Here is a 24,060-nt window from a genome sequence, read left to right as displayed (position 1 = left end):
GCACGGCGCAATCCTTCGAAGTGGTACATGATTAACCACAGACGGGGATGTATTGGTGGACCGCCCGCGCCCCTGAGGGATAAACGGACGACATCCCCCTCATGCGCTCCCGGGCCGGAGCTGTCAACCTTTTCAGGCACATGCACGGTGCCGCTGGCCTGCGGCTTTATGGCGCCCCGTTTGTGCCGGAGCACCGTTGCGGCGTGCCGGCCAGCCTCGCGCATCGTTCGTCAGGCATCCGTCCGCGTCAGGTGTTGCGCTTCAGCAGCTCCCGGACCAGCTCGTCGGTGATCTCGCCCGTCGGCTCCTGGCCGACCGATTTCTGGAAGGCCTTTATGGCGGCAGTCGTCTTCCTGCCCACCTGGCCGTCCGGTGCGCCGGCATCGAAGCCGTTGTTGTTGAGGATCGCCTGAATGTTGCGAACGGCCCTGGTCATGTCGACGGCGGCCGTCTTGGTCGGCGTACCGATCCAGGCGTCCGGGACCTCCACCGTATTCGCTTCGGCGTCGAGAGGCTGAGGCTTCCAGGCGTCGACTTTTGCCTTGGCACTCGACAGCGCCTCGGGCTCCAGCGCCTTGGCGATCTCGTCGCGCTTTTCTGCCGCGTCCTTGTCACCGTCACGGGCCGCAATGGCGAACCATTTGTAGGAATCTTCCAGATTGCGGGCCACACCGTCACCACGCGCATAGAGGACGGCGAGGTTGAACTGGCTGTCGCGAACGCCGAAATTGGCGGCCTTCTCGAACCATTTCGCTGCTTCTGCGAGATCCGGCGCACCGTCCCGGCTACCGGCGAGCATGACAGCGAGGTTGTGAATCGCACTGGCATTCCCGGCCGCAGCCGCCTTGAGATAAAGCGCCTTGGCCTTTGCTCCGTCGCGCTGAACGCCCGCACCCTTCTCATAAAGGCTTGCAAGCCGGTATTCGGCCGGAACAACGCCAGCGTCGGCGGCGCGCTGATACCACTTGACGGCTTCCGCCCGATCTTGCTCGACACCCCGCCCCTCTGTGAAGCGGGCACCGATTTCGTAGAAGGCGAGAGGATCGCCGCCCTTGGCCGCGGTCACCAGCGCGGGCGGGCCGAAGCCTTCCGGCAGAACGACCTCGCTCATCCTGGCCGGCTCCACGGCCGCTGGCTCGACCGCACTTTCTGAAGGCGGCCGCAGGGTCGAGACGGGTCCAGGCGTTTCCGCCTCCGCCGGCTGCATCAAGACGTCCGGGCCGGCGCCTGCCCCTCCAATGGTTGCGTCGGCCTTGGCGGCTCCGGCAACGGCCGGCTGCGTCGGCGTTTCCTCCGCCACGTTCGTCCGGGCGTCGGTCTTGTCGGCAACTGCCGGAACATTCGGCTCTTCCGTGATCTTTGCGGCCGCCGCCGCTTGCACGAGGCGGTCGCCGGCGGTCTTTGGCTGGGCAATCTCTGCCTTGCGCTCGATAGCCGCAACCGGCGCGGCGCTCGGCGCCTCCTTGCCTTTCAGCACCGTGCTGACGAGTGGATAGGACATGATCGCGAGCAGCACGGCGCCGACCGCGAGCAGGATCGGGCGGCGATGACGGGCGAGCGCACCGCCGAGGACCGAGGGTGCCTTGTTCTCCTTGACGCGATTGAGCGTATCGGCCTCCTCCACGGCCAGCTGCGCCGCGCGCCGAGCGGCCGCGATGAAGTCCGCCTTTTCGCCCTCGGCCACCTCCTGCGCGCCGCGGGCCATCTGGCCGGCACGAACGCGTTCGAGGATCTTCTTGACGTCCGGCACGCCGGAGCCTGGCTCGAGGAGCTGATTGGCGTCCTCGAGCGCAAGCATCTCGGACGGGTCGATCGACGGGGCGGGCTCGACCGTCTGCCGCGCCTGGATCGGCATGCTTTCGTTCTGCTTCGGCGCAAACCGGCGGCTGAGACCGGCAAGCAGGCTCGTCTTCGCCGCACGGGCCTCCACTCTGATCTCACCGTCCTCGACCGTTGCGACTTCGGCGGCATCGTTCGTTTTGGCCGCAGCGGCGGCATCGTTCGTTTTGGCCGCAGCGGCGGTCGGCACCGGCGCATGGACGGAGGTCTCGTTTTCAGCCGCTGGCGCCTGCGCCGCGCGTTCCACGTCGTCGCGCTCCGGCTTCGTCAAGGCCCCAGCGAATTCGAGGGGCGCAGCCTTGGGCATCGGGGCATGAGAAGCCGGTGGCTCCCGCTCTTCCAGTCGCTCCAGTTTCTCCGCGATGTGGACAAGCGTTTCATGCAGCGCCTCGAAGGTGCGCGCGGTCCGCTCGTCGCTCGAACGGCTGAGCTCCTCCAGGGTGCGCAGATCCTCTGCGAGCGCCGAAATGGCCGCCATATCGGTGCCCGCCGCCATCTGCGGCGCGGTATTCCTCGTGTACGCCTCCATTACCGCTTCCGCAGCCTGGCGGGCGGCCTCGATAATATATTCGTCGCTGGTCGCAAGGTAATCCTCGAGCGCGGTCATGCGGCCCTCGAATTCCGCGGGCAGACCTGCCGTGTCACCGTGCGTCTGGCTGATCAGCGTGGAGAGATTTCCGATCTGCGCTTCGAGATTGCGAAGGGCCTGCCGGTCGTCGAAAGGCGCGGCATGCGTCTCCTCCAGACGTTGCGCAATGCCCGCCAGGCGATCCTCCAGGCGGTCGAAGCGCGAATCCGCCGCAGGTTCGACATGGGGCGAAAGCCCGTCGATACGTTGGGCGAGATCGTCGAGCCGCTCGGCCAACGCATCGGTGATGCTGTCGCCCGCGAGGGCCTCGATCTTCCGGGAGATGTCGGCAAGGTGATCGGCAAGGTCCGGCTCCGCGCCTTGCCGGTTGTGCTCCAGCATGGCGGAAAGCTGGTCGAGGCGCTCTTCCAAGCGGGCCGCCGCCTTCTCGCCGGCGAGATCCTCCACGCGTGCCGCCAGCGCCTCGATCCGCGCGCCGAGGCCGGACTCGACCGGATTGGAGAGGGTGTCCATCTGCCGGGAAAGATCGCCGAGACGGCTCTCCAGACGGTCGACGAAGGAACCGTCGGCGCCGGCCGAATTGCGGCCGCCGGCGGCGATCGCCCGGCTGATTTCATCGAGCCGCTTATCGAGATCGGCGAATTGCGGGGCCAGACGCCTCTCGTCCGGCTGGATCTGGCGCCCGAGCATCTCGATCGCCTGGGCGACCGCGACGAGCTTGCCTTCCAGAACCTCGATGCCGGAGCCCTTGTCCAGGGCGTTGATCTGCGCCTTGATCTCGTCGAGCCGGTAGGCGAGCGCGACCAGCTCATCGTCGCGGTTCTGATCGAAGGCATTCAGCCGGTCCTCGACGCCGTTCCAGCGGTTTTCCATGCGGCGCATGCTGTCTTCGCGCGCCAGACCGTCGAGCATGGACCTCAGGTCGTCGAATTCAATCCTGAGCGCATTGGCCTCGGCGGGCGAAGCCTGGCGGCCAAGCTCCTTGATACCGACCGATAGACGCTCGATATCGTCCCGCACGTCCTCGGCGAAACGGCGATCCTGCGCGGCCTCGGCCTTGATGCCCCGGATCTCCGACCGCAGCGCAAGCATTTCGCGGGAAAGACCGTCATTGAGATCGCGCTTCAGTTCCTGCCTGAGGCCGACCAGCGCCTCGGCGATTTCAGCTGCGGCCGAAGAGCGTGCCGCCGACGATGCCGGTTGGGAAGGATGATAGCGCGCCTCTGCCGCGGGGCGGCTCGGAGCGAGCCGATCGGCATCGCCCGGCGTCGCGCGTTCGCGCAGCGGCGACCGTTCGCGCGCCGCATTGAGCGCCCGCTGGCGCTCGATAATTTCGGAAACCGCATCGCTCGCAGCCGGACGCTGCCGCTCGGGCTGCCGCGTTTCGCGGCTGACGCTGCTCATCAGGCCCTCGATGCGCGCCTCGAGCCCTTCGATGGTACGGTTCAGGGCATCGAGCGACGGCCTGTCGCCGTAGGACGGGCTGCCCATGCGCTGAGAAGTGGATCGCGATCCGTTCATTGCCTCTTCGCCCCTGTATCTCTTCGCCCGATACTTCAACCGTCACCGATGCCGCCGAATTCGGCCTTTCCACTTCGGCGGCGCTGCCGATGTCGGCAAAGCCGCAACAACGCGAGGACCGGGCCGGTTGCAGCTTCGCCATCTCAATGCGCACAATTCATTAAACGTGGTAAACAAGCCGTTAACCCATCCGATATTTTAACGATTATTGTCGCACCCGCCCCGCGCATTCGGGCGGTCGGACATTTCGGCAAAGCCCGCCGCTTTGCGAAATTATTGCACTGCGACTTTTTGACGTTTACGCAAACGTCAAAGTTCTATAGCATTCTTTCAAGTCGGTCACCGCTCCCGGCGCACGCTCGACACAGCGGGAACCGGGTCTGGCGTACCCGAAAGGACATCAAGGCGAGGAAAAGCATGCCCATCTACAAGGCTCCAGTCGACGACACCCTGTTCATCCTCAACGACGTGCTCGGCATCGAGCGCTATCACAACCTCCCAGGCTTTGCCGATGCGACGCCGGACATGACGGCCGCGATCCTCGGCGAGGCAGCCAAACTTGCGGAAGAGGTCCTCTTTCCGATCAATCTTTCCGGCGACCAGGAGGGCTGCAAGCGCCACGAGGACGGCTCCGTCACGGTGCCCAAGGGCTTCAAGCAAGCCTATGACCTTTATCGTGAAGGCGGCTGGCTTGGCCTGGCCGCGCCGGAAGAGTTCGGCGGCCAGGGCCTTCCCTACACGCTCCACACCGCCGTCGGCGAATTCCTGTCCGCCGCGAACATGTCGCTGATGATGTATCCGGGGCTGACGCAGGGAGCGATCGCGGCGATCCTGGTGCACGGTTCCGAAGAACAGAAGCGGGCCTATCTGCCGAAAATGGTCGACGGCACCTGGACCGGCACGATGAACCTGACAGAGCCCCATTGCGGCACCGATCTCGGCCTGCTGCGCACGAAGGCCGTGCCGAACGGCGACGGCTCCTATCGAATCTCCGGCCAGAAGATCTTCATCTCCGCCGGCGAGCACGACATGGCCGAGAATATCGTCCATATGGTGCTGGCGCGCATCGAGGGCGCTCCTGAGGGCGTCAAGGGCATCTCGCTCTTCATCGTGCCGAAATTCAAGCTCGACGCCAGCGGCGGCCCAGGCGAGCGCAACGGCGTTTCCTGCGGTGCAATCGAACACAAGATGGGCATCCACGGCAACGCGACCTGCGTCATGAATTATGACGAGGCGACCGGCTATCTGATCGGCACGGAGAACAAGGGTCTCAGCGCCATGTTCGTGATGATGAACGAGGCACGTCTGGCCGTCGGCATGCAGGGGCTTGCGATCGCCGAGGTCGCCTATCAGAATGCTGCGAACTACGCGCGCGAACGCATTCAGGGGCGCTCCCTCTCCGGCCCCAAGGCGCCGGACAAGAAGGCCGATCCGATCATCGTCCATCCCGACATCCGCCGCACGCTGATGACGATCAAGGCGTTCAACGAAGGCGGCCGCGCCTTCACGCTGTGGACGGCGCTGAAGTCGGACATCGCCCATCGCTCCGACAGCGAAGAGGAGCGGCAGACGGCAGACGACGTCCTCGGTCTTATGACGCCGATCCTCAAGGGCGTGCTGACGGACAAGGGCTTCGACCATGCCGTGATGGCGCAGCAGGTCTTCGGCGGCCATGGCTATATCGAAGAGCACGGCATGAGCCAGTATGTACGTGATGCCCGCATCGCCATGATCTACGAGGGGGCCAACGGCATTCAGGCGCTCGACCTGGTCGGCCGCAAGCTGGCGATGAACGGCGGCCGCGCCGTCATGGCGCTGTTCAAGGAGATCGGCGACTTCTGCGAGGAGAACCGCAACGACGAAAAGCTCTCCGGCTACACAAAGTCCCTGAAGAAGGGGCTGAACGACCTGCAAGCCGCGACGATGTGGTTCATGCAGAACGCCATGGCCAAACCCGACAACGCCGGAGCCGGCTCGACGGATTACATGCATCTCTTCGGCCTGGTCGTTCTCGGCTATATGTGGGCGAGGATGGCCAAGACGGCGGAGGAGAAGCTGGCCGCTGGAGAAACGCGGCGTGCGGACTACCTCAGGAACAAGCTGATCACGGCGAATTTCTTCATGGAGCGCATCCTGCCCGAAACGGCGCTGCGCAAGGCCCGCATCGAAACCGGCGCCGACACGATGATGGCGCTGGACGCGGCCGCGTTCTGATTTCAGGATTAGGAGCAGTTTCAGAAGTGTGAACCGGTTTCCGTCCGGAACTCTGACGATACAAGGGATTAGAGCATTTCCGCGATTTCAGCGAAAAATGCTCCGGTTACGGGCGTAATGCTCGCCAAGGGAGATCAAGAGATGACGAAAGTCTTCGTTTACGACCACGTGCGCACGCCGCGCGGCCGTGGCAAGAAGGACGGCGCGCTGCACGAGGTGCCCTCCGTCCGCCTTGCGGCCAAGGCTCTGGAAGCGGTGCGCGACCGCAACGGGCTCGACACTTCGACGGTCGACGACATCATCATGGGCTGCGTCGATCCGGTCATGGATGCAGGTGCGGTCATCCCCAAGGCAGCCGCCTTCGAGGCCGGCTATTCGACCCGTGCGCCAGGCATGCAGATTTCCCGCTTCTGCGCCTCCGGCCTCGACGCCGTCAATTTCGGCGCCGCGAAGATCGCCCAAGGGGCGGACGACATCGTGATCGCCGGTGGCGTCGAGTCCATGTCGCGCGTCGGCCTCGGCATGTCGGGCGGCGCCTGGTTCATGGACCCCTCCGTCAACCTGCCCGCCTATTTCATGCCGCAGGGCGTTTCCGCCGACCTGATCGCCACGAAATACGGCTTCTCGCGAGACGATGTCGATGCCTATGCGGTGGAAAGCCAGAAGCGTGCCGCCAACGCCTGGGAGAAAGGCTACTTCGACAACTCGGTCGTCCCCGTCAAGGACCAGAACGGCCTCGTCATCCTCGACCGCGACGAGCATATGCGCCCCGGCACCGACATGCAGGCACTCGCTTCGCTCAACCCCTCCTTCCAGATGCCGGGTGAAATGGGCGGCTTCGAGGCCGTCGGCATCCAGGCGCATCCGGAGGTCGAGCGCATCAACTATGTCCACCACGCCGGCAACTCCTCCGGCATCGTCGATGGCGCCGCGGCCGTGCTCCTCGGCTCGAAGGCCGGCGGTGAAGCCATGGGGCTGAAACCGCGCGCCCGCATCCGCGCTTTCGCCAACATCGGTTCCGATCCTGCACTGATGCTGACAGGGCCGGTCGATGTTACCGAGAAGCTCCTGAAGCGGGCGGACATGAAGCTGTCCGACATCGATCTGTTCGAGCTCAACGAGGCCTTCGCGGCCGTCGTGCTGCGCTACTGCCAGGCTTTCGACATCCCGCACGACAAGATCAACGTCAATGGCGGCGCGATCGCCATGGGTCATCCGCTCGGCGCGACCGGCGCGATGATCCTCGGCACGGTGCTCGACGAACTGGAGCGCCGCGACCTCAACACGGCGCTGGTGACGCTCTGCATCGGCGCCGGCATGGGCACCGCCACGATCATCGAGCGCGTCTGATCCGATCCCGGGAGAGAGAATATGTCTTACACGAACTTCAAGATCGAAACCGACGCCGACGGCATTGCGCTGGTCACCTGGGACATGCCGGGCAAGTCGATGAACGTCTTCACCGAAGAGGTGATGAGGGAACTCGACGCCGTTATCGACCAGACGACCGCCGATCCTGCCGTCAAGGGCGTGGTCATCACCTCCGGCAAGTCCTCCTTCTCCGGCGGCGCCGACCTTTCGATGATCAAGTCAATGTTCACCTTCCAGGCGGAGGAGAAGCAGAAGGACCCGGAAAACGCGGCCCGGAAACTCTTCGACCTCGTCGGCCGGATGACCGGCCTCTTCCGCAAGCTCGAAACCTCGGGCAAGCCCTGGGTTTCGGCCATCAACGGCACCTGCATGGGGGGCGCCTTCGAGATGTCGCTCGCCTGCCACGGCCGTGTCGCGTCCAATGCGAAGGCGGTGAAGATCGCGCTTCCCGAGGTCAAGGTCGGCATTTTCCCGGGCGCCGGCGGCACCCAGCGCGTGCCGCGGCTGACCAATACGCAGGATGCATTGCAGATGATGACGACCGGCTCCTCGCTCACGCCGGCGCGGGCAAAGGCCATGGGGCTCGTCCACGAAGTGGTCGACCCGGACAAGCTGATCGAAGCTTCCAAGGCCATGATCAGGAACGGCTTGAAGCCGGTGCAGCCTTGGGACGAGAAGGGGTTCAAGCTGCCGGGCGGCGGCATCTGGACACCCGCCTCCGCGCAGCTCTGGCCGGCCGCCTCCGGCATCCTGCGCCGCGAGACCTACGGCAATTATCCCGGCGCGATCGCCATCCTGAAATGCGTCTATGAAGGACTGCAGGTTCCCTTCGATACGGCGTTGAGAATCGAGCAGCGCTATTTCACCGAGATCCTGCAGACGACCGAAGCCTTCTCGATGATCCGGTCGCTATTCGTCTCGATGCAGGAACTCGGCAAGGGCGCACGCCGCCCGGCCGGAGTCCCGAAGACCGAGCTCAGGAAAGTCGGCGTCGTCGGCGCCGGTTTCATGGGCGCCTCGATCGCCTACGTGACCGCGGCAGGCGGCATCCCCGTCACCCTCATCGACCGCGACATGGAAGCTGCCGAAAAGGGGAAGAAGCATTCGGAAGGCCTGGTCAAGGACTCCATCGGCAAGGGACGATTGACCAAGGAAGAAGGCGAGGCTCTGCTTTCGCGCATCACGCCTTCGGCGGACTACGACGATCTCAAGGATGCCGGCCTTGTCATCGAGGCGGTCTTCGAGGACCGCCAGGTCAAGAAGAGCGTGATCGAGAAGGTCGAAGCGGTGATCGCCGAGGACGCGATCTTTGCCTCCAACACCTCGACGCTGCCGATCACCGGCCTCGCCGGGAATTCCAGGCGCCCGGAGCAGTTCATCGGCATTCATTTCTTCTCGCCGGTCGAGAAGATGATGCTGACGGAGGTGATCCTCGGCAAGGAAACCGGAGACCGCGCGCTCGCCACCGCCCTCGACTATGTCGCGGCGATCAGGAAAACGCCGATCGTCGTCAACGACACGCGCGGCTTCTACGTCAATCGCTGCGTCTTCCGCTATATCCACGAAGCCTATGACATGCTGATCGAGGGTGTGCCGCCGGCAATGATCGAGAACGCCGCCAAGATGGCCGGCATGCCCGTGGGGCCGCTGTCGCTCAACGACGAGGTGGCTATCGACCTCAGCCAAAAGATCCTGAAGGCTGCCGTTGCCGATCTCGGCGAGAAGGCCGTCGATCCCAGGCACATGGCACTGATCGACAAGATGGTGGACGAGCTCGACCGCCGCGGCCGCAAGAACGGCAAAGGCTTCTACGAGTACCCGGCAAAGCCGGCCAGGAAATATCTCTGGCCGGGTCTGAAAGAGCTCTACCCGCAGAAGGATGCCGGCGAGATCGATGTCGGCCGGCTCAAGCAGCGCTTGCTCGTGACGATCGCACTCGAGGCGGCGCGCACGATAGAAGAAGGCATCGTCACCGACCCGCGGGAGGCTGATGTCGGCTCGATCCTCGGCTTCGGCTTTGCGCCCTACACCGGCGGCACGCTCTCCTACATCGACGGCATGGGCGCGAAAGCCTTTGTCGAGCTGTGCGAAAAGCTCGCCGCGGACCATGGCGACCACTTCCGGCCGACAGCGCTTCTGAAGGAGATGGCGGAAAAGGGCGAAACCTTCTACGGGCGCTTCGACCCTCATGGCGAGGGGCAGAAGGCGGCATAAGCCGCCGTCGGGCCACCGCTGCCGACGGGCGGCCTTTTGCCGGCCCCGCCGCACCGCGCAAACGTCACCTGCTCCGGTCATTCTCGGCAGGCCCCGGATGACCGGAGAGGAGCGTGTTCAAGGCTTCAGGCCGTTTCCGCCTTCTCGCCGAGCTCGGCCGCAAGAAATCCGATCAGCTGCTTCCAGCCTTCGCGGCGGTATTCGACCTTGTCGAGCCCATCCAGGAATGCCCCCTGCTCCGTGAAGACGACGCGCGTGCCGGTGCCCTCCGGTATGAGGTCGACGGTGGCGATCGATGCGGAGAGCCGCTGCTCGTCCTTTGCCATCGTATAGGCCGACACGATCCGCCTGTTCTCGACGATGTCGAGATAGACCGTTTCATTGAAATAGAACGTCTTGCCATCCTGGCTGAACCGGCCGCTTTCCCGGCCGCCGATACGAAAGTCGTGGCTATATTCGGCGACGGGCCAGTTGTCGGCCTTGACGAACCAGCGGTCGTGCGCGGCAGGATCGGCGAAGGCCTCGAAGACCTGTTCCGGGGGTGAATTGAAAACGCTTTCGATGGTGAAGTCCGCATGTTCGACAGAAGCCTTGGTCATGATCTTCTCCTTCTCGCCCAGAAACTGATTGTGAAATGAAAGCAGTTGCAAGCTAACTTAACTGGTGCAATAATGCAAGCAGTTTTAGAGCGGATGCTCCGCTCCCGTTTTGCAGAGATCGAAATGACCGATGACCATCGCTCGGGTTGCCCGATCAATCTCTCGCTCGAAGTGTTCGGCGACAAATGGAGCCTCCTGATCATCCGCGACATGATTTTCGGCGGCAAACGCCACTTCCGCGAACTCCTGCGCTCGCAGGAGGGGATTTCCACCAACATCCTTGCCGACCGGCTGAAAACGCTTGTGGAGATCGGCATGCTGACGAAAGCGGACGATCCGAGCCACAAGCAGAAGGCGATCTACAGCCTGACGGAAATGGCCATCGCGCTGGTGCCGATCATGGCCCATCTCGGCGCCTGGGGCCGGCGCTACCTGCCGGTCACCGAGGAACTCAGCATCCGCGCCCAACTGATGGAGGAGGGCGGCCCCGAGCTCTGGGAGCGTTTCATGCGGGAATTGCGCGCCGAACACCTCGGCGATCCCAAACCGAAAGGACCCTCCGTGCGACAAACGCTGCAAGCCGCCTATGAGGGCGTGGTGGCGCGCAAGGCGATGAAAGAGCAGCCGGCTTGAGCACTAAAGCCCGAGGGCGGACAGCATGATGAAGGTCGCGAAGAGCACGAAATGCGTCATGCCCTCGATGGCATTGGTCTGACCGTCATTGAGATTAATCGCGGCGGCAATGAGCGTTACCGCAACCATGACCGTCTGCACGGGCGACATGGCCATGATGAAGGGCTGGCCCGTATAAAGGGCAATCGCCTCCATGACGGGTACGGTCAGGATCACGGTCGAGAGCGAAGCGCCGAGCGCAATGTTCACCACTGCCTGCATGCGGTTGGCGAGTGCGGCGCGCATTGCCGTCATGACCTCGGGCGATGCGGAGATCGCAGCGACGACGATCGCGGCAAGCGCCGGCGGCGCAGCCGTACCTTTGATCCCGGCCGACAACAGCCCGGACATGATTTCGGCGAGAAAGCCGATCACGACCACGCCGAGGACGAGCACGACGACGGAAGGAAGCACCGGCTCGCCTTCCAGCCGGCTTGCGGCAGTTCCCGCTTTGGCGCGCGGATAGCTGTAACTGAAGAAATAGCTGTGCACGCCAACCTGCATGCGCAGGAACAGCGTATAGAGCACGATCATCGCGCCGATGGTGAAAGCGGAATAGTAATGCCATTTCGACTGCGGCACGAATTCGGGAACGAGCATGGAAATGCCCATGGCCGTGAGAATCATGACGCTGTATGTGCGGGCGGAATCGTCGTTATAGGGCTGCTCACCATGTTTGAGACCACCGAGCAGCGCCGCAAGTCCCAGTATTCCGTTGATATCGAGCATCACCGCCGAATAGATCGTATCGCGCACGAGCGTCGGCGAGGTCTCGCCGGTCATCATGATGGCGAGGATGACGACTTCGACGAGCACCGCGGAGAGCGTCAGGATCATCGTGCCGTAGGGATCGCCGACCTTGGCGGCAAGCACTTCGGCATGATGGGCGACCCGCATGGAAGCAAGCACGATTGCCGCCACCATCAGGGTCGCACCTAGGAGCGATGCGGCGCGGCCGGCCTCGAGCAGATGATGCTCGAGCGCGACGCCGGCGAGCGCAGCGAGAAAAGCGGCAATGAGATGCCGTTCCGATCTCAGGATTGCAAGCAAGCACGCCTCTTGGCCCGGAGTAAAGCTGCTTTATTTAGCACAGCTGCGCAGGAGTTCACCCTCGAAGACCACCGCATCTGCCGTACGCCGTCCTTTAATCGCAAAGGGAGGAAGGACTATTTTCCTCGCCGTCCTTTACGGTCGTTCGGCGCTTGGCTAAGGTATTCGCAGACGCGAAACGGCAGGCCGTGCCGCCCGCATCGCCTCTCCTTTCGGAAGATGGGTCGACATGCTCTCACATGACAGCATCTGGCGCGCGATCGACGCCTTGGCAGAACGCCATCGGCTTTCGCCGTCAGGGCTTGCGCGGCGGGCTGGCCTGGACCCCACCTCCTTCAACAAGTCGAAGCGCCAGTCCACCGACGGGCGCGACAGATGGCCCTCCACCGAGTCGATATCGAAGATATTGCAGGCCACGGGAGCGACCGTCGATCAGTTCCTCGCGCTGATGGAGCCCAATGCCGTCAGAAGCGAACGGGAAGAGGCATCGGCAGCGCCGGGCATCCCGTTGATCGGTTTCGCGCAGGCTGGCGCCGGTGGGTTTTTCGACGACGGCGGCTTTCCGGTCGGCCAGGGCTGGGACACTATCGAATTTCCCACGCCCGAGCGGAGGCAGGGCGGTGCCTATGCGATCGAGGTTCAGGGCGACAGCATGCTGCCGCTGTATCGCGACGGCGATATCCTGATCGTCGACCCGGGCGCACAGGTGCGCCGCAACGACCGCGTCGTGGTCAAGACGCGCGGGGGCGAGGTGATGGCGAAGGTGCTGGCCCGGCAAACGCCCCGTGGCATCGAGCTCGTCTCGCTCAATCCCGACCATCCCAACCGCAATTTCGAGATGAAAGACGTGGAATGGATCGCCCGGATCATCTGGGCCAGCCAATAGGACCCTTCGAATGCGGCCGAGGCTCTTCACCATTGCCGGCGGGCTTGCCGCCCTCGCCCTCTATGCAGGCATTCTGATGGCCGGGGCCGCGGCCATCCGCAACCGCGACAGCGCCGAAACGCCTGAATTCGTACTCGAAACGCCGGAAGCCGCAGCGGCCGGCGAGCCGGCTTCGGAGGAACCTCCAGGCGACACCGATGCCGCTCCCCCTTCCCCCGGACCGGATGCAGGCTCGGGCAAAGGATCTCGCGTGGTGGTCAGGCCGGTCGGGCCGGGCCTCTTCAACCAGCCGGAGGACGGCATCGCCAAACCGCTGGAACGGATCGCGGCGACACCACCGCTTTCCAGGGCGCCCGAAAAGGAGAAGCCCGCGTCCGCCGTCTTCCCGCGGCCGGTTGCGCTTGCCGCCGGGCTCGTCCGATCCGGCGACACGACCCTGCAGCTCAAGGATATCGAACCCGAGAAGCCGGAGAAGGTCTGCCAGGCCAAGGGCAAGAGCTGGCCCTGCGGCATGGTCGCACGCACGGCGTTCCGCAACTTTCTGAGGGGGCGCGCGCTCGTCTGCGACGGCGCGGATGGTTCCACGGGAACCGTCAATGCCCGGTGCAGCGTCGGCGGTCGGGACGTGGCCGAATGGCTGGTCAGCAACGGCTGGGCGAAACCGCTGCCGGGCACGGCGCTTGAGGCGAAGGCAGAAGCCGCAAAAACCTCCAGGCTCGGCTTCTTCGGGGACGACCCGCGCGATCTCGCCCGAACGCCCCTCGCGCTCGACGATCCGGCTGCAAGCGTCATCCCGGAACACGCCGCGCCGGACTTGTAAGGCTTTGAGCAAGTCCTTAACTGTCATCCACGATTGAAGGTCCCTAACCCGCTATGCACTGGTCATGCATCGCGGCTCCAATGAGAACAACGAAAGGAACTGGAGGCAGGATGTCCGCAAGTCTCAGCCAGCACGAAGCCCTCGTCCACGTCATGGTCATGATGTCCGCCGTCGACCGGAACATGACCGACGACGAGTTTGCGCGCATCGGCGTGCTCGTGCGGTTCCTGCCGGCCTTCGACGGTTTCGAGGAAGATCACCTGATCCATATCGGCCGCGAATGCGCGGCTCAGCTCGCGGCCCCGGAAGGCCTCGACGTGGCACTCGAGATGGTGCGAGAGGCGCTGCCGAAGCGCCTCTATGAAACCGCCTATGCCCTTGCCGTCGAGATCGCCGCTGCCGATCAGCGTATCCGCAACGAGGAAATCCGGCTGCTGCAGCTGCTGCGCGACCGCTTGGGCCTCGACAAGCTCACCTGCGCGGCGATCGAGCGCGGAGCCATCGCGCGCTTCCGCAAATAGGCACCACCCGAAACAGGTCCTTGCCCGTTCCCGGCGCAGGACAATATGGTGGGTAGAGTTTGATGCAGCGGGGATCGACGCATGCTCTATTTCGGTCTCGCGGAACCGGTCTGGCGGCTCGGCGCCTTTGCCGCCGCCTTCGCCGCGCTGGCAGCGCTCGAGCTTCTTCATCCTCGACTGGAAAGGCCGGAGCTGATGCAGGCCCTGAAGGCGCGCCGCTGGGTCACCAACCTGTCTATACTTGTCCTGTCCTCTCTCCTGCTTCGCGTCGCCTTTCCGGCTGCCGCCACTGGCGTTGCTATCTGGGCTCAGGGACGCGGCTATGGGCTGCTCCCGGCTCTCGGCATCGCCCCGCTGCTTGCCGGCCTGATCGCCTTCGTCGCGCTCGACTTCGCCATATGGCTTGAACACGTCGTGTTTCACAAGCTACCGGTCCTGTGGCGGATCCACCGCGTCCACCATGCGGATCCCGGCGTTGACGTCACCACAGCCCTTCGCTTTCACCCCCTCGAAATTCTGCTGTCGATGATCTGGAAGAGCGCGGTGATCATTCTCATCGGCGCCCCTCCACTCGCCGTACTCCTGTTCGAAATCGTGCTCAATGCCGGCGCTATGTTCAATCACGCCAATCTGCGGCTGCCGAAAAACGCCGACAGGCTGTTGCGCCTGGTCATCGTCACGCCCGACATGCACCGCATCCACCACTCCGTGGAAAAGCGGGAGACCGATTCAAACTTCGGTTTCAACCTCTCTGTCTGGGACCGATTGTTCTCGACCTATGTCGCCCACCCATCGCGCGGCGACGATGCGATCGAGACAGGTTTGAGGGCCTATGGGCGCACCAAGCCGGTAAAGCTCCTGTGGTCGCTCGTGCTGCCGTTCCGGCGTGAATAGGATAGAGCAAGATGAGATGAGGGAAATGCAGCGAGTACCCCTCTCCTCAGTAAATTCCGTTCGGGAAATAGCGAAGATAGATTTCCTCCAGTCTGCCGCTGCGCGAGAGCGCCAGCAAAGCGTGGTCGATCGCCTGGGTCAGGGCCGGCTCGGCCTTTCGGTTCATGATCATCAGTCCCTCACCCAGGAAGTGTTGGGAGAAATAGGAACCCTCCAGCATGGCGCAGCATCCTGCAGCGAGGCTGCCGGAAACCCAGAAGGACAATTGCATGCCATCGGAGAACGCTGCCGCAACCGTGCCCTCGCGAAGCGCGGAGAGCAGCGCGTCCCGGTCCGGAAAGCCCTTGGCTTCGAGCTTCGGGAAAAATGCCTTCAGCATTGCCTCATGGGTGGTGTCGGAGACGACGCCGACAGGCTTTTGCCCGAGATCGGCAGGGCCGGTGATCGCGCCGGCGGCCTTGGTGTTGATGACGAAGCGGGCTGGCAGTTGCATGAAGGCACGGGAAAAGGCGAAACGCTGCCTCAGTTCCGAGGTCACGGCGATGCCGGCGACGATCGCTTCCCCTTGCCCCTGCTCGAGAGCCGGCATGAGCTCCGGATAGGTCACCGCCTGGATCTGGCACTTGGCTTCGATCTCAAGCTCGCGGCATATCTCGCGCGCGAGGTCGACATGAAAGCCCGACAGCTTGCCCGACTGGTCGATGAAGTTGAAAGGCGGGAAATCGACGGTCGTCAGGAAGCGAAGCCTGGCGAGGCCGCTGAGGTCCGGCTTGGCAATCCGCTCGCGGGCGTCGAAGAGCCGCGGCAAGTCCTTCGGCTGCGCCAAAGCCGCCCCTGCGGCGACAACGACCGACAGAACGAATAGCCAGAAAATTCGCAGCGGCACGGCGCCTCTATGGCAGGAGGAAGTGGAGCGGGTGATCGGGATCGAACCGACGACATCAAGCTTGGGAAGCTGGCGTTCTACCACTGAACTACACCCGCGACAGATCCGGAAATTTCCTCAACAGCCGCGATCTGTCAAGCACAATGCTCACTCGGCGCGAAAATGCTTGGAGAGCTTGAGCCCCTGCGCCTGATAATTGGAGCCGAGGTCGAGGCCGTAAAGTCCCTCCGGACGTTCCAGCATGTGCTCGTAGACGAGGCGGCCGACGATCTGCCCGTGCTCCAGAATGAACGGCACCTCGTGGCTGCGGACCTCGAGCACCGCCCGGCTGCCGCTGCCCCCGGCCGATGCATGGCCGAAGCCGGGATCGAAGAAACCAGCATAGTGGACGCGGAACTCGCCCACCAGGGGATCGAAGGGCGTCATTTCGGCGGCGTAGAGCGGCGGCACATGCACGGCTTCGCGGGACACGAGGATGTAGAACTCGTCCGGATCGAGGACGAGATCGTCGCGGCCGCGGCTGTAGAGCGGCTCCCAGAAGTCGAAAACGGCGTGCTGGGCTTTCTTGTCGACGTCGACCACCGACGTGTGATGCTTGCCGCGATAGCCGATCAGGCCATCCGGCCCCGTGCCCTTGAGGTCGATGGAAAGGGCGATGCCGCCGCCCGAAACGTTTGGCCGATCACTGGCGACGAGCACGTCGCTTTCGTGCAGAGCCAGCAATTCCTGCTCGGAAAGAACCGAGTGGCCGATGCGGAAGCGTATCTGCGAAAGCCGCGAACCGCGCCTGACCACGATTGGAAAGGTCCGCGGGCTGATTTCAAGGTAAAGCGGGCCGCTGTAGCCCGCCGGGATCTTGTCGAACTCCTGCGCCCGATCGGTGATCACGCGCGTGAAGATATCGAGACGGCCGGTGGAGCTCTTCGGATTTGCGGAAGCCGACATGTTCGGCGGCAGCGAGAGACTTTCCATCAGCGGGACGATGTAGACGCAGCCGGTTTCAAGCACGGCGCCTTCGCTCAGATCGACGACATGCAGCTTGAGCCGGTCGAGCTTGTCGGCGACCAGATGAGAAGGGCCGGGCATGAAGCTCGCCCGGACGCGGAACGCCCTGGACCCAAGGCGAAGATCGAGGCTGGCCGGCTGGATCTGGTCATCATCCAGCGGCCTCTCGCTCTTCAGACGTCCCGAGGCATACAGCGCTGCAATGGCGCGGTCGGCCAAAATCCCTGTGTCGCGGCCCATTCCTATCCTCATGTTCAGTTGCCAGACAAAACCAAACTCCGGGAATTGACGCAAGCGCGGCCAGGCAGTATTGGACCTTTATCCCGTGGTGATTTGGCCGGTCGGCTTGCAGCCACGTTAAACAAGTAGCTAAAAAGGCCGGGTGTCAAACCGGTCGTTTCGCGACCGGTTTTTTGTTTTTGAAAGTGACCGTCTCATGAGCAAGAATTGGCGCCCGGCAACTCAACTCGTCCATGGCGGAACGCTCCGCTCCCAGTACGGCGAGACCTCCGAAGCGATCTTTCTGACGCAAGGCTTCGTCTACGACACCTCCGAAGCGGCGGAGGCCCGTTTCAAGGGCGAGACCGACGGTTTCATCTATGCACGCTACGGCAGCCCGACCAACGACATGTTCGAGAAACGCATGTGCATGCTCGAAGGGGCGGAAGACGCGCGCGCCACCGCTTCGGGCATGGCGGCCGTTTCTGCGGCAATTCTCTGCCAGGTGAAGGCCGGCGATCACATCGTCGCCGCCCGTGCGCTCTTCGGCTCCTGCCGCTGGGTTGTGGAGACGCTGGCGCCGAAATACGGGGTCGAGTGCACGCTGGTGGACGGTCGCGATCTCAAGAACTGGGAAGACGCGGTGCGTCCGAACACCAAGGTCTTCTTCCTCGAAAGTCCGACGAACCCGACTCTCGAAGTGATCGACATCGCCGGCGTCGCCAGGCTCGCCGATCAGATCGGCGCCAAGCTGGTGGTCGACAACGTCTTCGCCACGCCGCTCTTCCAGAAGCCGCTGGAGCTTGGTGCCCATGTCGTCGTCTATTCCGCGACGAAGCATATCGACGGCCAGGGCCGCTGCCTCGGCGGCGTCGTTCTCTCCAATAAGGAGTGGATCGACGAGAATCTGCACGACTATTTCCGTCACACCGGCCCGGCCATGTCGCCCTTCAATGCCTGGACGCTGCTGAAGGGCATCGAAACCCTGCCGCTCCGTGTCAAGCAGCAGACGGAAAATGCCCGCCGCGTCGCGGACTTCCTTGCTGAGCAGCCGCAGGTCGCCCGCGTCATCTATCCGGGACGCAAGGATCACCCGCAGGCCGACCTTATCGCGAAGCAGATGAGCGGCGGCTCGACGCTGGTCGCCTTCGAGCTCAAGGGCGGCAAGGAAGCAGCGTTCGTCCTGCAGAACGCGCTCGAAATCGTCCGGATCTCCAACAATCTCGGCGATTCCAAGAGCCTGATTACCCATCCGGCCACCACGACGCACAAGAACCTCACCGACGAAGCCCGCGCCGAACTCGGCATCTCCGCCGGAACCGTGCGCTTCTCGGCGGGAATCGAGGACAGCGAAGACCTGCTCGAGGATTTCGCAAGGGCGCTGAACGGCGTGAAGGCCTGAGCGACGCGCATCTGCGCAGCCGAGCCGCGCCCGCTGCCCTCGCCAGCGGGCGCTTTATTGCCGGTCGTCCGGAAATGCCAGTCTTGCGAGAACGATCCGCGACAGCGCGGTATAGAGACAGACGAGCGCAAAAACCGACGCCAGTACCGGGAACCACGCCGGGAAAAGGCACGAGAGAAGGAAGAAGACGATCGTCTCGGTCGCCTCTGCCAGGCCGGTGGTGAAGTAGAGCGACTTCGCACCGCGCACCTCGGTCGTCATGGCGCGTTTCTCGGCCATCACGGCATAAGCGAGGAAGCTCGCGCCGTTGACATAGAAGGCAAAGAGCAAAAGGCCGCCGGCAAGACCGTTTGCGGCCGGATCGGCGACGATGAAGCCCAGTGGGACGGCGCCGTAGAAGGCGAAATCGAGGACGATGTCGAGAAAACCGCCGAAATCCGTTTTCCGGCTCGCGCGGGCGACGGCCCCGTCAAGGCCGTCGCAGAGCCGGCTTACGAGGATCAGGGCCGCTGCGGGCAGATAGGCGCCGAGACCGACCAGCAGGGCTGCAGCAAGACCAAGGCAAAGACCGAGGATCGTGACGGCATCGGCGCTTACCCCGCGGCCCGCCAGTGCGGCGCCGAGCCTGTCCAGAACCGGATCCAGATGTTTTCGAAGTGCCCCGTCGAGCATAGCCGTTCGACCTCTTCTGCAATTCTCGCTCCTGTGCTTGTCACAGCAAGCCAACCAGGCCAAGCCCTTTGGATGAACGCCTTTCGCGCCGCAGGCGCGGCACTGCTGAACCCCAGTGACGAGCACAGGAATAAGGGAGGAAGGGGCTAAGATGCGGTGCCCCGATAGGTTTCATAGGCCGTGCAGTCCATGAATTTGAATGCCACGGGCACAATCTTGCTGTTATTCTTGACGAAACCATATTGCTGTAGAATACGCGTACGGATTTGGAACAGGGTGTTGCACATGTACCGCGCATTGACACGCGACATCGAAGTGACGGTCGAGCCGTACTACCTGGAAGAGCAGTCGGATCCCGATGACAGCCGCTATGTCTGGGGCTATCGCATCATCATAGCCAACCACTCCGACGTCGCGGTCCGCCTGATGACCCGCTACTGGCACATTACCGACGAGAACGGGCAGGTGGACGAGGTCAGCGGCCCCGGCGTTATCGGCGAGCAGCCGCTGCTCAATCCCGGCGATACCTACGAGTACTCCTCCGGCTGCCCCCTGGATACGCCGTCCGGCGTGATGTTCGGCCATTACAGCATGGAAGCGGAAGGCGGGGAGACCTTCAATGTCGCCATCCCCGCCTTCTCGCTCGATTCGCCGGGCCTCGTCCGCACCCTCAATTAATCCCGCGCGCTTGCCTTACTGCGAACGCACCTCGCTCGCCTCGAAGCGATAGGTCGTCGAGCAGAACTCGCAAGTGACCTTGATCAGGCCGTCCTCGACGCTGCCTTCGATGTCCTCGTCACTCAATCCCACCAGCACGTCCCTGATCTTCTCGCGCGAGCAGCTGCAGCGATCATAAACGGCCTGCGGTTCATAAACGCGAACGCCGCGCTCATGGAAGAGGCGGTACAGCAATCGCTCGGTCCCGACGGTCGGATCGGTCAGCTCATCGGTGTCGATCGTCTCGACCATCACCTTGGCTTCCGCCCAGAGGTCGTCCTCGTCGAAAATGTCCTCGCCGTCTCCGTCGCCGTCACCTCCAGGCAGATCCGGCTGGCGCATCCGGTCCGGGGCGTCGGGCAGGAACTGCGCGACCATGCCGCCGGCGCGCCAGCGATGCCGCGGCTTGCCGTTCTCGTCCTTATCGAGAAGCTCGGCAACGGCGAGGCGCACTCTGGTCGGTATCTGCTCCGACTGGCGGAAATAGGCGCCGGCGATCTCCTCGAGCGTCGCCCCGTCGAGCGCAACGACACCCTGATAGCGCTGGGTATGCGCGCCCTGGTCGATCGTGAAGGCGAGGACGCCGTTGCCCAACAGTTCGTGAGGCTGAGCGCGTCCGCTCTTTTCGGCAGCGGCGAGCGCGTCCTCATCGTAGCGGGCATAGGCGCGGACGCGGTCCGGCGTCGAGAAATCCGCAACCACGAGGTCGACCGGCCCATCGCCCTGTGTCTGGACGATCAGCTTGCCTTCGAATTTCAGCGACGTTCCGAGCAGGACCGTCAGCACCACGGTTTCGGCGACAAGCCGCGCTACCGGAAGCGGATAGCTGTGCCGCTCGAGAATGGCATCAAGCATCGGGCCAAGCTGTACGGCGCGGCCGCGCACGTCGAGTCCCTCGACCTGAAAGGGCACGACCTGATCGTCACCGGCAAAATCGAACTCGCCAAGTCCCGGCGCTGTTTCTGTCATCGCTTGCTCCTTGCCTCGACCATGATCGTCCGGATTGCGTCAATCCGGGATTGTGGTCATGACCTTTCCAAAAAACTCTTTACGGGATGCGCACGGAAACCGCTCGCTTCCCCTTCGTGTCGGCACGGCCGCCCAAGTGCACCGGCGGGCACCGGTACAACCGTCCGCCATTCCATTTGATCCCGTCATGGACGAATTTCTCCGCCGGCACGAGCCTGGAAACGCCTTGAGTTTCCAGGTGGGCGATGCCCGGCGTGGGCGGCTGACCGATTTGAAGATCGGAGCGCCCGCTCCCTACAACGCCGCGCATCCTGTCCGACGCGCAAAGATCGCTGTAGCACTTTGACCTGCTGCATGCTTTGTCCCTGAATCGGCTAGGATTCGAAGAAACATGCAGTAGATCGTGTCGTATGGAGCCGATTTCAAGTGACGCCCAGGCACTGCCCGCCTCTACCCCTCAGACCACGCCCATGCACCAGGCGAGGATCGACTTCTGCGCGTGCAGCCGGTTCTCGGCCTCGTCGAAGACCACGGATTGGGGACCGTCAATGACCTCATCTGTTACTTCCTCCCCGCGGTGCGCCGGAAGGCAATGCATGAACAGGGCGTCCGGCGCCGCGTGCTTCATCAGCGCGCCGTTGACCTGATATGGCTGGAAGACGTTGTGCCCGCGGGCGCGATGCTCCTGGTTCATCGAAATCCAGGTGTCCGTGACGACGCAGTGGGCACCGGCAACCGCCTGCTCCGGCTCGTGGCTGAGCAGGACCTCGGCTCCGTTGTTGCGCGCCCAGTTCAGGAACTTGTCGTGCGGTTCGGAGCCCAGCGGCACGGCCATGTTCATGCGGTAGCCGAAACGCGCCGAACCTTCGATCAGCGAGTGGAGCACGTTGTTGCCGTCGCCGGTCCAGGCGATCGTCTTGCCTTTGACCGGGCCCCGGTGCTCCTCGAAGGTCAAAATATCGGCCATGATCTGGCAGGGATGCGTATCGTCGGTGAGCCCGTTGATGACGGGCACGGTCGCATGCTCTGCCATCTCCAACAGCCGGCGGTGGTCGGTCGTGCGGATCATGATCGCATCGACGTAGCGCGACAGTACCTTCGCCGTGTCGCCGATCGTCTCCGCTCGGCCGAGCTGCATTTCGGTGCCCGACAGAAACAGCGTCTCGCCGCCAAGCTGGCGCATGCCGACATCGAAGGAAACGCGCGTGCGGGTGGACGGTTTCTCGAAGATCATCGCAAGCATCTTGCCGGCAAGCGGCTTCTCGGCGGTCCCTGCCTTGGTCGCCGACTTGCGGACGCGGGCATCGTCGATGATGGTCCTGAGGTCGGTGGCCGTCATGGCTGAGAGATCGAGGAAGTGTCTGGTCATGCTGCCTTTTGTCCTGTCGTAGAATCCGTTTGTCGATCCCGCTCGGGTCGGTTCGAACCGAAGCGTTCGGGCGCTCAAGCCGCGGCGTTGCCGCTCTTCCCGCGCACCGCTTCCGCGGCGCGCTCGAGCCGCGCCAGACCTTCGCGCGCCTCGGCGGCGGTGGTGATCAGCGGCGGCAACAGGCGCAACACGTTTTCGCCGGCCGGAACGGCGAGCAGTTTCTCGGCGCGAACTGCCTTCAACAGGTCCGCCGAGGGCACCTTCGCCTTGATGCCGAGCATCAGCCCGTCGCCGCGGATTTCCTCGATCACATCCGGAAAACGGTCCTTCAGCGAAGCAAGCCCCTGACGGAAGACGAGAGCCACCTCGCGCACCTGATCGAGAAAGCCTTCGGCAAGAACCACGTCGAGCACGGCGTTTCCGACCGCCACGGCCAGCGGGTTGCCGCCATAGGTCGAACCGTGCGTGCCCGCCACCATGCCGGCGGCCGCCGCTTCAGTCGCAAGGCAGGCGCCGAGCGGAAAACCGCCGCCGATGCCCTTGGCGACCGCCATGATATCCGGCGTGATACCTGCCCATTCATGGGCGAAGAGCTTGCCGGTGCGCCCGACCCCGGACTGGACCTCGTCGAGGATCAGAAGCAGGCCGAACTCGTCGCAGAGTTCGCGCAGTCCCTGCATGAACTCCTTCGATGCCAGCCGAATACCGCCCTCGCCCTGGATCGGCTCCACGAGGATCGCTGCGGTTTCGTCATTGATCGCGTTCTTGACTGCCGCGATGTCGCCGAAGGGAACCTGATAGAAGCCCGGCGCCTTCGGTCCGAAGCCTTCGATGTATTTCTGTTGCCCGCCGGCGGCGATCGTCGCGAGCGTGCGACCATGGAAAGCGCCTTCGAAGGTAATGATGTGGAATTTCTCCACGTGCCCCTTGGCGAAATGATAGCGCCGTGCGGTCTTGATCGCGCATTCGAGCGCCTCCGCACCCGAATTGGTGAAGAACACACGGTCGGCGAAGGTGACCTGGGTCAGCCGCCGCGCAAGGCTTTCCTGCCCCGGAATCTCGTAGAGATTGGACAAATGCCAGACCTTGTCGGCCTGCGCCTTCAGGGCTTCGACGAGATGCGGATGAGCGTGGCCGAGTGAGTTCACGGCGACACCGGCTGCGAAGTCGAGATAGCGGGTGCCATCGTCGGCGATCAGCCAAACGCCTTCACCTCGCTCGAAACGCAACGGCGCGCGCAGATAGGTGTCGTAAAGCGGCGTGGTTGCGGTCATGTCGAACTCTCCTTCATTCCGGCAGCAGCTCGGGTTCTTCGGCCCGGTAAAAATCAAAAATGCCGCCTCGCGGCGGCGAGAGGCACTATTCCCATTTCGCACCGCAATGTCAACAAAACCAAGGTTTGCAGGCGCTTGCAGATACCGATTCCGAACCGTGAAAAAATCGCGCCTTGGGACTTGCAAAAATGCAACGCTCCGACAGCAAGTTGGGGAAAACCACGAAATCGATTCGGCGCGATTCCGGCGACTCTTGCCACGGAGTCACCCTGCCGGTAGGTTAATATTCAATTACTAGACGCATGCGGCGGACCTAGTCACCAAAAGTATTATCGCGTTGAATCTTCGGGCTTTTCC

General features: G+C 63.4%; 19 protein-coding genes, 1 tRNA gene and 1 riboswitch. Of the genes, 10 read left to right on the top strand and 10 right to left on the bottom strand.

The features are described 5' to 3' along the window. Positions 1-247: 247 nt before the first annotated feature. Positions 248-3,949: a peptidoglycan-binding protein gene (locus tag SINAR_RS0112295; protein WP_027999375.1), complete on the bottom strand. Its 3,702-nt coding sequence runs from the start codon at positions 3,947-3,949 to the stop codon at positions 248-250. A 417-nt stretch (positions 3,950-4,366) separates the two neighbouring features. Here SINAR_RS0112295 and SINAR_RS0112285 point away from each other — a divergent pair, with 417 nt between their 5' ends. From SINAR_RS0112285 to SINAR_RS0112275, 3 genes are all read left to right on the top strand, one after another. Next, entirely contained in the window at positions 4,367-6,163 is a 1,797-nt protein-coding gene (locus tag SINAR_RS0112285) for an acyl-CoA dehydrogenase C-terminal domain-containing protein (RefSeq protein ID WP_027999374.1), read from the top strand. A gap of 141 nt (positions 6,164-6,304) precedes the next feature. After that, a complete protein-coding gene (locus tag SINAR_RS0112280; protein ID WP_027999373.1) occupies positions 6,305-7,513 on the top strand; it encodes an acetyl-CoA C-acetyltransferase in 1,209 nt (402 codons plus the stop codon). A gap of 21 nt (positions 7,514-7,534) precedes the next feature. Then, positions 7,535-9,748, top strand: coding sequence for a 3-hydroxyacyl-CoA dehydrogenase NAD-binding domain-containing protein (locus SINAR_RS0112275; protein ID WP_027999372.1), 2,214 nt, complete (start codon positions 7,535-7,537; stop codon positions 9,746-9,748). Positions 9,749-9,873: 125 nt separating this feature from the next. Here the strand turns inward: SINAR_RS0112275 and SINAR_RS0112270 are convergent, their stop codons facing one another. Next, entirely contained in the window at positions 9,874-10,347 is a 474-nt protein-coding gene (locus SINAR_RS0112270; RefSeq protein WP_027999371.1) for an SRPBCC family protein, read from the bottom strand. 123 nt (positions 10,348-10,470) lie between these two features. On the opposite strand from SINAR_RS0112270, the gene SINAR_RS0112265 reads away from it, so the two are divergent. Further along, entirely contained in the window at positions 10,471-10,980 is a 510-nt protein-coding gene (locus tag SINAR_RS0112265) for a winged helix-turn-helix transcriptional regulator (RefSeq protein ID WP_027999370.1), read from the top strand. A 3-nt stretch (positions 10,981-10,983) separates the two neighbouring features. On the opposite strand, the gene SINAR_RS0112260 is transcribed toward SINAR_RS0112265, so the two are convergent. Continuing rightward, the gene (locus SINAR_RS0112260) at positions 10,984-12,069 is read right to left on the bottom strand and encodes a calcium:cation antiporter (RefSeq protein ID WP_027999369.1); all 1,086 of its coding nucleotides are present in this window, start codon (positions 12,067-12,069) and stop codon (positions 10,984-10,986) included. A 229-nt stretch (positions 12,070-12,298) separates the two neighbouring features. Between SINAR_RS0112260 and SINAR_RS0112255 the strand changes: the two genes are divergently transcribed. The 4 genes from SINAR_RS0112255 to SINAR_RS0112240 all read left to right on the top strand — a co-directional run bounded on the left by SINAR_RS0112255 (position 12,299) and on the right by SINAR_RS0112240 (position 15,190). Then, positions 12,299-12,955, top strand: coding sequence for a S24 family peptidase (locus SINAR_RS0112255; RefSeq protein ID WP_027999368.1), 657 nt, complete (start codon positions 12,299-12,301; stop codon positions 12,953-12,955). 10 nt (positions 12,956-12,965) lie between these two features. Beyond that, positions 12,966-13,775 carry a thermonuclease family protein gene (locus SINAR_RS0112250; protein ID WP_027999367.1) on the top strand — a complete coding sequence of 270 codons (810 nt, stop codon included), beginning with the start codon at positions 12,966-12,968 and terminating at the stop codon, positions 13,773-13,775. 110 nt (positions 13,776-13,885) lie between these two features. After that, the gene (locus SINAR_RS0112245; protein ID WP_027999366.1) at positions 13,886-14,296 is read left to right on the top strand and encodes a tellurite resistance TerB family protein; all 411 of its coding nucleotides are present in this window, start codon (positions 13,886-13,888) and stop codon (positions 14,294-14,296) included. A gap of 81 nt (positions 14,297-14,377) precedes the next feature. Continuing rightward, complete coding sequence (locus SINAR_RS0112240) at positions 14,378-15,190, top strand: sterol desaturase family protein (RefSeq protein WP_027999365.1); 813 nt, start codon at positions 14,378-14,380, stop codon at positions 15,188-15,190. A gap of 46 nt (positions 15,191-15,236) precedes the next feature. On the opposite strand, the gene SINAR_RS0112235 is transcribed toward SINAR_RS0112240, so the two are convergent. The 3 genes from SINAR_RS0112235 to SINAR_RS0112225 all read right to left on the bottom strand — a co-directional run bounded on the left by SINAR_RS0112235 (position 15,237) and on the right by SINAR_RS0112225 (position 17,321). Continuing rightward, positions 15,237-16,070 (bottom strand): transporter substrate-binding domain-containing protein, encoded by an 834-nt coding sequence (locus tag SINAR_RS0112235; protein ID WP_027999364.1) that lies wholly within the window; start codon positions 16,068-16,070, stop codon positions 15,237-15,239. Between the two features lie 29 nt (positions 16,071-16,099). Continuing rightward, positions 16,100-16,174: transfer RNA gene (locus tag SINAR_RS0112230), tRNA-Gly, on the bottom strand. Positions 16,175-16,223: 49 nt separating this feature from the next. Further along, positions 16,224-17,321, bottom strand: coding sequence for a 2'-deoxycytidine 5'-triphosphate deaminase (locus SINAR_RS0112225; protein ID WP_027999363.1), 1,098 nt, complete (start codon positions 17,319-17,321; stop codon positions 16,224-16,226). A 75-nt stretch (positions 17,322-17,396) separates the two neighbouring features. Beyond that, positions 17,397-17,475: riboswitch (SAM riboswitch) on the top strand. A gap of 42 nt (positions 17,476-17,517) precedes the next feature. On the opposite strand from SINAR_RS0112225, the gene SINAR_RS0112220 reads away from it, so the two are divergent. Then, a complete protein-coding gene (locus SINAR_RS0112220; protein ID WP_027999362.1) occupies positions 17,518-18,702 on the top strand; it encodes an O-succinylhomoserine sulfhydrylase in 1,185 nt (394 codons plus the stop codon). A gap of 54 nt (positions 18,703-18,756) precedes the next feature. Here SINAR_RS0112220 and SINAR_RS0112215 read toward each other — a convergent pair whose 3' ends face one another. Beyond that, positions 18,757-19,374 (bottom strand): CDP-alcohol phosphatidyltransferase family protein, encoded by a 618-nt coding sequence (locus SINAR_RS0112215; protein ID WP_027999361.1) that lies wholly within the window; start codon positions 19,372-19,374, stop codon positions 18,757-18,759. Positions 19,375-19,659: 285 nt separating this feature from the next. Here SINAR_RS0112215 and apaG point away from each other — a divergent pair, with 285 nt between their 5' ends. Next, positions 19,660-20,052, top strand: coding sequence for a Co2+/Mg2+ efflux facilitator ApaG/CorD (gene apaG / locus SINAR_RS0112210; RefSeq protein ID WP_027999360.1), 393 nt, complete (start codon positions 19,660-19,662; stop codon positions 20,050-20,052). A gap of 15 nt (positions 20,053-20,067) precedes the next feature. Here the strand turns inward: apaG and SINAR_RS0112205 are convergent, their stop codons facing one another. The 3 genes from SINAR_RS0112205 to SINAR_RS0112195 form a co-directional block, all read right to left on the bottom strand. Further along, on the bottom strand, positions 20,068-21,060 hold the full coding sequence (locus SINAR_RS0112205; protein WP_027999359.1) for an Hsp33 family molecular chaperone: 993 nt from the start codon (positions 21,058-21,060) through the stop codon (positions 20,068-20,070). A 457-nt stretch (positions 21,061-21,517) separates the two neighbouring features. Continuing rightward, positions 21,518-22,429 (bottom strand): ornithine carbamoyltransferase, encoded by a 912-nt coding sequence (argF, locus tag SINAR_RS0112200; protein ID WP_027999358.1) that lies wholly within the window; start codon positions 22,427-22,429, stop codon positions 21,518-21,520. A gap of 74 nt (positions 22,430-22,503) precedes the next feature. Then, positions 22,504-23,703 carry an aspartate aminotransferase family protein gene (locus tag SINAR_RS0112195; protein WP_027999357.1) on the bottom strand — a complete coding sequence of 400 codons (1,200 nt, stop codon included), beginning with the start codon at positions 23,701-23,703 and terminating at the stop codon, positions 22,504-22,506. Positions 23,704-24,060: the final 357 nt, after the last annotated feature.

The organism is Sinorhizobium arboris LMG 14919, assembly GCF_000427465.1.
Lineage (GTDB): Bacteria > Pseudomonadota > Alphaproteobacteria > Rhizobiales > Rhizobiaceae > Sinorhizobium > Sinorhizobium arboris.
This window is presented reverse-complemented; position numbering and strand designations above follow the sequence as displayed.